The organism is Cytobacillus sp. FSL W7-1323 (assembly GCF_038595015.1).
GTDB lineage: Bacteria > Bacillota > Bacilli > Bacillales > Cytobacillaceae > Cytobacillus > Cytobacillus kochii.
On record NZ_CP151998.1, the window covers coordinates 3742828 to 3755310 of the forward strand.

The 12483-nt window shown below is 36.3% G+C and carries 11 protein-coding genes; 4 read left to right on the forward strand and 7 right to left on the reverse strand.

From position 1 onward, the window contains the following. Window positions 1-22: 22 nt before the first annotated feature. Window positions 23-1153: an alanine dehydrogenase gene (gene ald / locus MKX67_RS19005; RefSeq protein WP_307318163.1), complete on the reverse strand. Its 1131-nt coding sequence runs from the start codon at window positions 1151-1153 to the stop codon at window positions 23-25. 175 nt (window positions 1154-1328) lie between these two features. Beyond that, window positions 1329-2588, reverse strand: coding sequence for a helix-turn-helix domain-containing protein (locus tag MKX67_RS19010; protein WP_224937995.1), 1260 nt, complete (start codon window positions 2586-2588; stop codon window positions 1329-1331). Window positions 2589-2877: 289 nt separating this feature from the next. Here MKX67_RS19010 and MKX67_RS19015 point away from each other — a divergent pair, with 289 nt between their 5' ends. Next, window positions 2878-4263: a sodium:alanine symporter family protein gene (locus MKX67_RS19015; protein ID WP_224938113.1), complete on the forward strand. Its 1386-nt coding sequence runs from the start codon at window positions 2878-2880 to the stop codon at window positions 4261-4263. 74 nt (window positions 4264-4337) lie between these two features. On the opposite strand, the gene MKX67_RS19020 is transcribed toward MKX67_RS19015, so the two are convergent. Next, window positions 4338-4571, reverse strand: coding sequence for a hypothetical protein (locus tag MKX67_RS19020; protein WP_224937996.1), 234 nt, complete (start codon window positions 4569-4571; stop codon window positions 4338-4340). A gap of 179 nt (window positions 4572-4750) precedes the next feature. On the opposite strand from MKX67_RS19020, the gene MKX67_RS19025 reads away from it, so the two are divergent. Then, window positions 4751-5266 (forward strand): MerR family transcriptional regulator, encoded by a 516-nt coding sequence (locus MKX67_RS19025; protein WP_341106091.1) that lies wholly within the window; start codon window positions 4751-4753, stop codon window positions 5264-5266. A gap of 416 nt (window positions 5267-5682) precedes the next feature. Here the strand turns inward: MKX67_RS19025 and MKX67_RS19030 are convergent, their stop codons facing one another. Together MKX67_RS19030 and MKX67_RS19035 are read right to left on the reverse strand one after the other, a co-directional pair. Then, entirely contained in the window at window positions 5683-6996 is a 1314-nt protein-coding gene (locus MKX67_RS19030) for a Na+/H+ antiporter family protein (RefSeq protein ID WP_224937997.1), read from the reverse strand. Between the two features lie 238 nt (window positions 6997-7234). After that, complete coding sequence (locus MKX67_RS19035) at window positions 7235-8737, reverse strand: leucyl aminopeptidase (RefSeq protein WP_342488591.1); 1503 nt, start codon at window positions 8735-8737, stop codon at window positions 7235-7237. A gap of 206 nt (window positions 8738-8943) precedes the next feature. Here MKX67_RS19035 and MKX67_RS19040 point away from each other — a divergent pair, with 206 nt between their 5' ends. Both MKX67_RS19040 and MKX67_RS19045 read left to right on the forward strand, forming a co-directional pair. Further along, window positions 8944-9420, forward strand: coding sequence for a divergent PAP2 family protein (locus MKX67_RS19040; RefSeq protein WP_095372049.1), 477 nt, complete (start codon window positions 8944-8946; stop codon window positions 9418-9420). 19 nt (window positions 9421-9439) lie between these two features. Then, on the forward strand, window positions 9440-10234 hold the full coding sequence (locus MKX67_RS19045) for a cobalamin-binding protein (RefSeq protein ID WP_307318173.1): 795 nt from the start codon (window positions 9440-9442) through the stop codon (window positions 10232-10234). Between the two features lie 34 nt (window positions 10235-10268). Here the strand turns inward: MKX67_RS19045 and MKX67_RS19050 are convergent, their stop codons facing one another. Then, a complete protein-coding gene (locus MKX67_RS19050) occupies window positions 10269-10967 on the reverse strand; it encodes a 3D domain-containing protein (RefSeq protein WP_224938001.1) in 699 nt (232 codons plus the stop codon). 526 nt (window positions 10968-11493) lie between these two features. Then, a complete protein-coding gene (locus MKX67_RS19055) occupies window positions 11494-12399 on the reverse strand; it encodes a nuclease-related domain-containing protein (RefSeq protein ID WP_342488592.1) in 906 nt (301 codons plus the stop codon). Window positions 12400-12483 lie beyond the last annotated feature (84 nt).

Consider the following 12483-nt stretch of genomic DNA (forward strand, 5'->3'; position numbering starts at 1 on the left):
TAAGAGGTAGGAGAAAGTATCATTAGTTTGTTATTTCTTCATTTGCGAATGCTGCATCGACTTGAACATAATCATAACCTAAGTCCCTTGCGACTGCTTCATACGTTACATGCCCATTTACTACGTTTACCCCTAATTTCAATGCTGGGTTTTGTTCAACAGCTAGATGTGCACCTTTAGTCGCTATTTGTAATGCATAAGGAATTGTTACATTCGTTAATGCGATTGTTGATGTTCTTGGCACGGCACCTGGCATGTTTGCCACAGCATAATGCACAACACCATGTTTAATATATGTTGGATCATCATGTGTAGTTACATGATCAACCGTTTCAAGAATACCACCTTGGTCAACCGCAACGTCGATAACGACTGCACCAGGTTTCATCGTTTGAATCATTTCTTCTGTTACTAATTTTGGCGCTTTTGCTCCTGGAATGAGTACAGCACCAATTACAAGGTCAGCTTCTTTTACAGATTCAGCAATATTTAATGGATTAGACATTAATGTTTGAATACTATTACCGAAAATATCATCAAGTTGACGAAGTCTTTCAGGGCTTAAATCAATGATTGTTACATCTGCACCAAGACCGATGGCCATTTTCGCAGCATTAATACCCACAACGCCCCCACCAATAATCGTCACTTTTCCTCTTGATACACCTGGTACACCCGCAAGTAATATTCCTTGGCCGCCGTTTGTTTTTTGTAAGAATTGCGCTCCAACTTGTGTTGCCATTCTACCAGCAACTTCACTCATTGGTGTTAGTAATGGAAGTGTACGGTTCACCTCAACCGTTTCATATGCAATAGCCGTTACTCCGCTTTTCACTAGCGCATCTGCCAATTCTGGTTCTGCTGCTAAATGCAAATAAGTAAACAATACTAGGCCTTTACGGAAATAGTCATATTCAGTTGGTAGCGGTTCTTTTACCTTCATTACCATCTCCGCTGCCCATGCTTCTTTTGCCGTGCCTACGATTTTCGCGCCTGTTAACTCGTAATCTTGATCTTGAAATCCACTTCCGAGTCCTGCAGTCGTTTCAATAAGTACTTCATGTCCAGCTTTTACTAATGCATCTACCCCCGCTGGTGTCATTGCTACACGGTTCTCGTTGTTTTTAATTTCTTTAGGTACGCCGATAATCATATCCTTTTGGCCCCTTCCATTTATTATATTAATTTTTAAGTATGAATAAATTGCATAGAATAAATTGTCAAATAATAAATGACAATTTTATGTTTCCCTATTGTCAGTATAATAATAGAATGTTGAAATGACTTTGTTTATATTTGAAAAATGAAAAAGCATCATTTGTGTAATTTCACAAACGATGCTTTTTTTCTATGTATTTGCGGATTTGCAGTTCTAAATACAAGGAAAATTTCTCATGTGTACTTTTAAAGTTCACATGAGTGAGTTCAGTAATTCTCTTCAAACGATAATTTAATGTATTAACGTGAACATGTAGTATCTTAGCAGCGTCATTTACATTGCTATCATTTAAAATAAAGGCTTCTAGCGTCATTAATAGCTCCGTTCGATGAGCATGGTCATAATCTATTAAACGTTGGATGACGGGATGTTCATATGCATCACGGCTTCTTATATCAAGAATGGCATCCAAATATTTAAAGACACCCAATTGGTGATAAGTATAGATTTCTTGCATTTCTTTCGGATATTGTGATTTTAAACGAAGTACTTCTAAGCATTCTGAATAGCGATCTTCAACATGGTCATAGGTCAATTTCAAACTGCTACTACCACTAATGATATGATCAATTTCAAATCTTACATACATTTGATTGATAACAAACTGGACAAACTCAGATAAATCTGTTTCATTTGCCTGTGTAGATGGCGGAGATGCTAGTAAGATAAAATCATTACCCATCGTTGCATAAAAAGTCATATGGATTTTTTGGCTCGTTGAAATGAGATAAATCATGCTTTGTTCTGTTTGCATGTCTATATCGTCTATAAAGCGAAAAATAATGACAGCAGAGTGTAGAGATGGTTTGATATGAAAATCATCTAACTTGTCTATTACTTCTGCATGCTTGGGATATCTGCCAGTTAACAACTGCCAGAAAAAATCCTGATAGCTTTCTTCTCTTTTCTTTTTTTGACGATAAAGCTTCAACAATTCAATTCTTGCCGATTGAGCAGCCAGTTTTAATAAATACATATCTTCTGCTGTAAGAGACTTATCTCGTTCGACCACCCAAATATAGCCAAGCACCTCTTCTTGATGCCTAATGGAGATTGCTACCCTATTCCCCAGACCAATTTCTTTAATTTCTGGAATCTTTAATGGTTCAGCACTCCTTAATAATTGAGGTATAGCATCTGCTTTCCATAAACTATTTATTACCTTTTCGGGAACTTTTCTGCTAATAATCGTTGCAATCCTAGCCTGATCGGTTTGATCATCATGCGTACTATAAGCTAATAACCGATGATTAGCATCTTCAATAGTAACTGGACATTCAAGAACATCTCTAATTTTATCTACAAATGTTTCTAAGTTATCAAATGATCGTTTAAATGGATCTTTCCCGTACTGTTTTTCTCTCTCCATTTCAAACCTCCAACTGCCTCTTTTTTTTATTATATCTAAACCTTTACATGCTGTCGAAAAGCTCTTTTTAAACTTATTGATTATTATAAATAGTTAAACTTTTTTAAAATTGATTGAAGTTATCTTTGTATAATTTTACAATAATAAGTATTCTTATAATTTTCCGTGCACTTCAAGAATTTTACCAAGATGAAAATGGTTTTGGTTTATTCATTTAAGAAAGCGATTACATTTTAAAAAATATAGTATGATATTCAACTAAAGAGAGGAAGATTCATCTGTGGACATTATGAACATACTTGAAAAAGTTAATTCCTTTTTGTGGGGAACCCCCAGTTTAATCTTATTATTTGGGACGGGCCTACTTCTAACAATCATGCTTAAAGGCCGTACATTTACGAAACTTTATTATGCTTTCAAATTAGCATTTACAAAGGAAGGAAACGCGAAGGATACAAATGATGAAGGCGATGTAAGTAATTTCAAAGCGTTAATGACTGCATTGGCAGCAACAATAGGTAACGGAAACATCGCTGGAGTCGCCACAGCTATCACTTTAGGTGGACCAGGCGCCATTTTTTGGATGTGGATTGTTGGGCTTTTCGGGATGGCTACTAAATACGCGGAAGCCTTACTAGCAATGAAATATCGTGTAAAGAATAGCAATGGTGAATATTCAAGTGGACCCATGTACTATATTGAGAGAGGATTAGGAGCTAAGTTTAAATGGTTAGCCATTGCCTTTGCCATTTTTGGTGCTTTTGCCGCTTTAGGTATAGGGAATAGCGTGCAATCTAATACGATTGCTCAAGTAGCTAGTGAATCCTTTGGTATCAACAGTGTGATTACTGGCATCGTTTTAGCTGTTTTTGCTTCACTTATTATTTTTGGAGGTATTCAAAGAATTAGTACCGTCGCTGGATTCTTTGTTCCCATTATGGCTTTTCTTTATATTGGTGGCGCTTTAATCATCATTGCGGTCAATTATGAAATGATTATTCCGTCATTTCAATTAATTTTTCATTATGCTTTTAATCCGATCGCAGCAACCGGTGGTTTTGTAGGAGTTGTTGTATCAGAGGCAATTAAAAATGGTGTCTCAAAAGGAATCTTCTCTAATGAAGCTGGTTTAGGTACTGCTGCTTTAATCGCCGGTAATGCCAAAACAGACCATCCTGTGAAGCAAGCACTTGTTGCTATGACAGGCACTTTCATTGTTACCATCATCGTTTGTACAATGACTGGACTTGTATTAATCATTACTGGCTTTTGGGATTATACAGGTGGATTACTTTCTGGCGTAACCCATGACCCTAATCTCGATGGTGGTGCATTAACGAGTGCAGCATTTGCATCAGTATTAGGAACAGCAGGAGAATATATCGTCGCTTTTTCTGTTATCTTTTTCGGATTTACAACAATTGTAGGCTGGTATGTATACGGTGAGAAATGCTTTGAATATATAGCTGGTACAAAAGGAATTGCAGGCTACCGCGCGATTTATATTATTGCTTGTGCAGCTGGTGCAATGGTTAACTTAGCTACCGTTTGGGCATTTGCTGATATGGCTAACGCATTAATGATGATTCCGAACTTAGTTGGTCTACTCCTGTTGAGGAAAGTTGTTGTACAAGAAACAGACGAATTCTTCACACAACATTATAAAACAAAATAACTCCCTTCATTACGCAAGTAATAAGAGCCTCACAAATTGAATAATTTGGGGGCTTTTTTTATTTACCTGTTCATTTAATAAAAAGCATTCTTCTTCTTTATGTTTTTAAAGATCTTATAATGAAATAAGAATTCCTTACAATATAATTCTTCGTCGTGGTCAAAATCATAAATATTTAGGAACTCGGATAGTATATTTCGATCTGCCTCTAGCCATTGATAAGCAATCCATAATTTATACTTTAATTGTTCATATAAGTGGTAATGCCCTGACTCATGGAAGATGTCTTCTAATTCGTATTCTGTCATTTCACCTATCCTCCCATCTGTTTTCTTCATTCTCCCCACTAAAAACGATTATTACTCAAAAGGTTGTAAAATATTCACTATCTTTGACGAAGCAACACTTGTTTTGTCAAACGTAAAGGAAAATATATTTCTATAAGCGAATGCTTCTTAATAAAGTAATGATAAGGAGGAGATTACTTTTGAATACAGGCGCTGTAGCGAAACTACTCGGTGTATCCCAAAGTACTATTCAGCGATGGATAAAACAGCTAAATTTAAATATGACAAAAAATGAGCATGGACATTATGCTTACTCAGAAGAAGATATTCAATTATTAAAAAGAGTTCATAATCAATTAAATTCAGGTGTCCTTCTTCAAGACATTAAAGTAACTAGCAAAAAAATTCGGCACGCCACTATATCTAGTCCACAGATATCTAATGATGAACTTAGCGCAAGAATAGATATGTTAGAACAACGCTTAAATGCAAAAGCAGATGATGTGACTTCTTATCAGTTGCTACATCACCGGCAGGAGTTAGAAGAATTACACGCAGAAATTGAACGTTTACATGAACGTATACACATACTTGAAAAGCAGAATTTCATGCAAGTGTCTCCTATTCCCTCTGACAGCCCTACTGTTAGTACCTTTCCCAAAAAAAGAATAAAAAAGCGTAATATCCTTACAATGCTTTTCGGCATTAAATTTTAAACAAAAATGGTTCCTCCTCAGATTTGGTTGGAACCATCTTGTTATCCTTTATGCGGTAATGCTTAAAACGAATATCTAGTTCTAAAGATCGCGTTGGAAAATGAAAAGAAGATTGACTGAGGGAACTGATATCCTGTCAATATTCTTTAATAGTTTCTATTCATATCTTATCTGTTAAATCCTAGCTTCCTTTAGGTGTTTATAGTGACATATGCAATGTACGACTACATTTAGCTTTATGGCTTAGACTTTATTACTTTTTCACTTTTTACTCGATTCTGTTCTTTGACGGTCAGATTTACATGCTTAGTCATTCATGATTCAGAAAACTCGACCTATATCCATTGCCTCAGGTCGAGTTCACAAAAATAAACCCAATCAAATATGATCGGGTTTAAGTAATACTCGTTTTTTTTTTATAATACCATTGCAGCAATCCATCCAAATATAATGACAGGTATATTATAATGAATAAATGTTGGTACACATGTATCCCAAATATGATTATGGTTACCATCCACATTCAATCCAGATGTCGGTCCAAGTGTACTATCTGAAGCAGGTGATCCAGCATCACCTAATGCAGCAGATGCACCAATTAATGCAATCGTTGCCATAGGACTAAACCCTAGCTCTATACATAAAGGCACAAAAATGGTCGTGATGATTGGGATAGTTGAAAAGGATGAACCAACACCAATTGTGACTAATAAGCCTACTAAAAGCATTAATAACGCACCAAAGGCTTGATTATTACCTATCATCTCAGCTACATTCGACACAAGGACTTCAACATCCCCTGTTTCTTTCAGCACATCACCGAAACCAAATGCCGCGAGCATGACAAACCCGATAAATGCCATCATTTTCATTCCATCTGTTAATAAGCTATCTGCTTCAGCGCCCTTTATGGTCCCACTTAAATAGACAGTTATAATACCGGCCACTGCTCCCATAATCATTGAATCTAGTTGTATTTGTACAACTAACGCAATAATGATTGATAATACAGCAAATAAGACACCGCGCATACTATAAGATACCGTTTCAGTTTCTATGATTTCTGATGATTGATAGTCTCTCGGTTTTCGATAAGATATAAATACGGCTATTATTAAGCCTACAACCATACCTAAAGCTGGAAGTAGCATAGCTAGTGGTATTTGTTGCATATCAACATTCAAACCGCTACTTGTCATATTATCTGCTAAGATTTGGTGAAATATTTGGCCAAACCCTGCAGGGATAAGCATATAAGGAGTAACTAAACCAAATGTAAGAACGGAAGCAATCAATCTTCTGTCTATCTTCAATTCATTCATCACTTTTAATAATGGTGGGACTAAGATAGGGATGAATGCAATATGAATAGGAATTAGATTTTGTGAGAAACACGCCATAATTAACAATGACAAAATGACTAATGTTTTAGATAACCCTTTCTTTCTTGTCTCTCCCTCTTTCCCTACCTTTTGAATAATTTTATCAACAAGGAGATTAGGTAGACCTGTACGAGAAATAGCAATAGCAAAGCCTCCTAATAAAGCATAACTAAGCGCTACTTCTGCACTGCCACCTAAACCATTTGTAAAGACTTCAATTGTGTTTGTTATACCAAGTCCACCTGTTAACCCTCCCACCAATGCACCTATAATAAGGGATAACACGACATTTACACGTAATAGACTTAGTATTAACATGACTAATACAGCAAGTAAAACAGCATTCATGATTAAAACCTTTCTTTCTATTTATTATTTGCTTTATTTTAGTAAAGTGTTAGAGTAATAAATTAACATACTGATTCAAGTTCGTCAAATAATGGATTTTTAAGAAAAGTTCCATAATTCTCACTCTTATTCATCAACTATCGGAGGTTTCACCTATGCAAATATAAGTGCTAAGGAGGAGTAAAAAAGCATCTTAAGGAGTTTCTCATCCTTTAAGATGCTTTTAATGAATGGTTGATTACTTTACTTCAAATCTTTCTACTAGTAGAGCTAATGTACGCGTCATTACCCCTGTGGCTCCAGCAGGACCTAATTCATAAGGTTTATTTGTTGTAGATGTACCAGCTATATCCAAATGCACCCATGGTGTATCTTCAGCAAATTCTCCAATAAAGCCGCCCGCCATAATCGCATGGCCTTCTCTTCCTGGTGAATTGTTTAAATCTGCCACTGGGCTATTGCGAATTCTTTGTTTATCTTTTTCAAATAATGGGAGTCTCCACATCGCTTCGCCTGCTTCGAATGAGGCTTCTAATACTTGTTCAAAGAAGGTTTCATGATTAGTAATCGCACCTGTTGTTTCTTCTCCTAAGGCAACAATAACACCTCCCGTTAAAGTAGCAACATCGACTAAATAATTGGCACCATGCTGTTTTGCGTACGTAATGGCATCAGCTAAAACGAGACGCCCTTCTGCATCTGTATTTAAGATCTCTATTGTTTTTCCACTTAATGAAGTAATAACATCATCTGGTTTAAAGGCAGATCCACTTATCATATTATCTGTTGATGGAATAACGGCTAATACATTCTGTTCTGGTCTTAACTCCCCGATGATTTCCATCGCACCCAGAACGGCTGCTGCTCCGCCCATATCTGTTTTCATTCCAACAATCCCTGTTTTCGGTTTTATCGAGTAACCACCAGTATCGAAGGTAATTCCTTTTCCAACTAAACTAATGACATCTTCCCACTGATCTTTCCCTTGATATTTTAGAACAATCATTTTCGGTGGCTCTGTCGAACCTTGATTGACAGCTAACAGCGCACCCATCCCAAGCTCTAACATTTCTTTCTTATCTAGTATTTCTATTTCAAAATCATATTTATTAGCTAACTCAATCGCATACTCTGCCATTGTTGTTGCTGTTAACATATTCCCAGGCATATTCACTAAAGTTCTTGCAGAGTTTGTTCCCTTACCATAGGCATAACCAACTGTTAAAGCAGATAAAACATCTTCTCTATTTTCAGTCGTATAGGCTGTGATTTTATCAATTGTCTTTTCAGGTTCATTTGACTTTTGTTTATATCCCTCAAAACGATAGGTAGCAAGGGTATATGCTTCACTAACTGCATGACCAACATCGAGGGCATCAAGCTGATCGGCAACCGTAAATGTGTCTAAAAAAACAGCTACTTCCGAAAGTTTACTTTTTTGAATTTCTTTAAAGGCTAATCCTATCGCTTCTTTTAATTGATTGAATTGTAATGTCTTTTTCTTACCTAGCCCCACAAATAATAATCTCTTTGCGCCAATTTTATTGAAGGTATGTACTTTACTTACTGATTTTAACTTCCCTGATATATCACCTTGCTTAAGAAAATCATTCATTTGTCCTTCAAATTTTTCGTCCAGAGAAGATAATGCATCTTTTATTATATTCGGTTCATCGAACAAACCGATGATTAAAACTTCATGAGCTGAGTCATAAAGATTTTCTTTTTTAACTGTAAACATGTTAACACCTCCATAAGATATATAATCATTATATCTAATCTTTCACATTATTTCGACTAGCTAACTTTATCGTCTAAGAAGATCTGATTTTCAAATCAAAATGTTTTGTGCTAATCTGTTACTAATAGAAAATCCTTCCTTATAGTAATAATTAATTAAAATTAAACACGAACAAAGAATACAAACATCGATAAGGTGGTTAAATAATGGAATTATTTTTGAACTTTCCTCTTTGGTCAGCATTAGCTGCCATTCTCTTTGCACAATTTGTAAAAGTCCCTATTACCTTTTTTGCTACAAGAAAGCTAGATTGGTCACTGTTAACAAGTACAGGAGGGATGCCAAGCTCTCACTCTGCTGCCGTTACAGCTTTATCGACAGGGGTGGCCATCGAGGCAGGATTAGATTCAGTTCCCTTCGCAATATCAGCCATGTTTGCTATCATTACTATGTTTGATGCAACCGGAGTTCGAAGGCAAGCGGGTGAACAAGCCATTGTGCTTAATCAGCTTGTCAATGACTTTAACCGTTTTGTCGATGAAGCGAAATCATGGCCCAAAAAGCCAGACCAAGTAAAACGTAAAGAACTGAAAGAATTATTAGGCCATAAACCAGTAGAAGTGTTTTTTGGAGGATTAACAGGTATTTTATTAACATTACTCTTATATGCATTGATATTTTAAGATATTGGAGGTTTCAATCATGCGAGTCGCCTCTCTTTGCCCTAGTAATACAGAAATTCTCGCCTACTTAGGGTTAACCGATCAACTTGTTGCTGTTGATGATTACTCTGATTGGCCAGCAGCAGTAAATACTCTACCAAAGCTGGGGCCAGACCTCTCTATAGATATGAACGCTGTAGAAAAGGCTAAACCAGACCTTGTGCTGGCATCCTTAAGTGTACCGGGAATGGAAAAAAATATTCTAGCATTGGATGAACGAGGCATTCCCTACATAACATTAAATCCACAAAGCTTAACAGATATAGAAAATGACTTAATCACTGTAGCCACAGCCCTAGGTGAAAAAGAAGTCGGCATGCAGGCCGCAGCAAGCTTTCATGAAGAAGTAATGAACTTAAAAAAGTTAGCTAAACAGGTGAAAAACCCTCTCTCTATTTATTGGGAATGGTGGCCAAAGCCAGTTTTTACGCCTGGAGGTACAAACTGGCTAACTGAAATTAGTGAACTTGTGGGCGGCAAAAACCTTTTCGCATTTAAAGAACAAGCAAATATCCAGACAGACTGGGACACCATCCGTTCGCAAAATCCTGATGTCATTTGTTTAGCCTGGGTAGGTGTAAGACAAGAAAAAGTGAATCCAGTCATTTTACAGAAACGTCCAGGTTGGTCAAATATGGATGCAATGAAAAACAATAACGTTTATGTCCTAGAGGAAGAATTGTTTTGCCGTCCTTCACCAAGATTAATCGAAGGGGCAATCAAATTGGGGCAGTTATTACATCCGAAAATATATTCTTCTCCACTAAAAAAGTAATGGGTGCTCATCCCCCATTACTTTTTTAGTTTAGTTATTCTTTTGTATACTGCTGTCTAAATACTTGTAGTGATTCCGTTTCATTTAACTCTTGTAAATCTTCTTCAGTTAACGTACCATCACCGATTGATATTACATAAACATCCAAAGTTTTCTTCCCCCAAGAATTATATACATCATCTACTGTTTCATAATATAAGTCCAATTTATTTCCTTTAATGGCGCCACCTTTGTCAGCAACTACGCCAAACCCATAATCAGGAATCCACAGTATCGTACCAATGGGGAAAACAGTTAAATCTGCAGCAATCGTAGAATATAAATCCCTTTTCACCTTTACACCAGAATATGTAATACCAAATTCAGGATGACCAGGATTTTTACCTGTCGACTCATAATAGGCCGTATATCCGGTTGCGATAACTTCCTTAGTGTCGTATTGTGACCAATCCCAATCATTCAAAGAAGGTGGTTCCTCAGCAACTGTGCTTGCTGATAATTTCAAGTGATCTGCTTCCAAAGTCTTATTTAAATCTTTAAAGGCCAGTCCAATCGATTTTAAAGCATGTTTGAAAGATAGGGTAGATCCCTCTCCTTCATTAGCTTGTTCACTCATATAATCAATCACTTGCTTTGCTTCTACACCTGAAATCGTTTGGAATGTGGATAATAAAGCGAAAGAAAACGCTACAGCTATCACCATTCTTTTCGCCCATTTTTTTATATCATACATCAGTTAATCACTCCTCCCAACAATAGTCATTTCCCTTAATTCAAGGTAATATTCATTTTTTTTAGAAAGAAGCTAAACATACGGTCCTATAATCAAATAAAACCCTTATGAAAATTCAATATTCCTCATCATTTGATAGCTAACTAATAACCGCTTGGACTTTCATATCAAAAAAACCAAGAGATTCACTCTCTTGGTCCAATAGCTTTCTGCTCGAATCCTTCTACTTTTTCTTTGATCATGGGGGTTTTTGACGAGTTTATGCATGAATCCTACCACTTTTTTCTTCGGTCACGGATTTTTGACGCGTTTTCGCCTGAATCCTACCATTTTTCTCTTCGGTCACGGATTTCTGACGCGTTTTCGCCTGAATCCTACCATTCTTTTCTTCGGTCACGGATTTTTGACAGGTTTTCGCCTATACACTACCAAATTTCTCTTCGATCACGGAATTCTGACACGTTTTCGCCTGAACACTACCAAATTACTCATCAACCACGCATGTTGAAGCAATCCTTGCATTGTTCTATTTTCTTTCATAATAAATACCTCGGCCACTTCCTTTTAAGGAATAATTGTTTAGGAGGACTCTTCGAATAGTTGATTTGCTTATGATCCCATTACACCAATTAAATATGACTTGGTTCGTTACTTTCAAAGCAGGAAAAAGAATGGAAAAATCATGAATCAGATCTAACAATGCATTTTCTAAGGAACACTGACTTTTACACGTAGGGCAGATGACCCGATTAGCTTTCCTTTCCATCTTATTCCTACATTTTTTACAAAATAGCCCTTTGGCTAATTCCTGATATGTATACTTCGGAGTGAAGAACAATGGAGACTCGGTTTGATGGGTTAATAAAGTTTGAATAATCTTTGTATGATGGATTGTGGGGGTGTGACGCATTTGGCTTAAATTTCTTATTAGATTTGGGATTTGTGGGGGAAGAATGAGTTTCTTTCTTGGCTTAGAATCATACAGCATGAATTCAGGGTTTACAAAAACCAACAAATAATCAAAGGTTAGTTGTAAATGATGTTGGTCTACAAATTGTCGAATCAGTGTTTGATTCCGTTCTATTTGAATCAATGGATTTTTTATTTCTTTATTTGAATGATACCAATGCCCATCTTTTATCGTAAAGTTACCGCTAAAATTTTTAATCTCAAAAAAAGTAATATGATGCTGGTGAACCATGAGTGCATCTACCTGAAAAATCGTATGATTACTTTTTAGCGTGAGGTCAAATAGAATAGGGATTTCAGAAGGAAAGCCGTTTAAATATTCTCGCCACCTTTTTTCTCCTTCGTAACCTTTAAGCAATAAGTGAAAGTATTGTTTTTCATCGAGTGAAAATTCCTTTCGCACACTCAGTGCACGTAATAATTGGAGCTGATGTGAGGGATTCAGGGGTTTAATAATGGCCATGATGTACCGCCTTTCTTTTTATCCATTATAAAAGATTCCACCACAATAAACGACATTATTTTAAAATACAAAAAACTCTACTTT

Bases quoted from the DNA above. Each gene is read 5' to 3' on its own strand.
- ald (WP_307318163.1), bottom strand. From the start codon at position 1,153: ATGATTATCGGCGTACCTAAAGAAATTAAAAACAACGAGAACCGTGTA.
- MKX67_RS19010 (WP_224937995.1), bottom strand. From the start codon at position 2,588: ATGGAGAGAGAAAAACAGTACGGGAAAGATCCATTTAAACGATCATTT.
- MKX67_RS19015 (WP_224938113.1), top strand. From the start codon at position 2,878: ATGAACATACTTGAAAAAGTTAATTCCTTTTTGTGGGGAACCCCCAGT.
- MKX67_RS19020 (WP_224937996.1), bottom strand. From the start codon at position 4,571: ATGACAGAATACGAATTAGAAGACATCTTCCATGAGTCAGGGCATTAC.
- MKX67_RS19030 (WP_224937997.1), bottom strand. From the start codon at position 6,996: ATGAATGCTGTTTTACTTGCTGTATTAGTCATGTTAATACTAAGTCTA.
- MKX67_RS19035 (WP_342488591.1), bottom strand. From the start codon at position 8,737: ATGTTTACAGTTAAAAAAGAAAATCTTTATGACTCAGCTCATGAAGTT.
- MKX67_RS19040 (WP_095372049.1), top strand. From the start codon at position 8,944: ATGGAATTATTTTTGAACTTTCCTCTTTGGTCAGCATTAGCTGCCATT.
- MKX67_RS19045 (WP_307318173.1), top strand. From the start codon at position 9,440: ATGCGAGTCGCCTCTCTTTGCCCTAGTAATACAGAAATTCTCGCCTAC.
- MKX67_RS19050 (WP_224938001.1), bottom strand. From the start codon at position 10,967: ATGTATGATATAAAAAAATGGGCGAAAAGAATGGTGATAGCTGTAGCG.
- MKX67_RS19055 (WP_342488592.1), bottom strand. From the start codon at position 12,399: ATGGCCATTATTAAACCCCTGAATCCCTCACATCAGCTCCAATTATTA.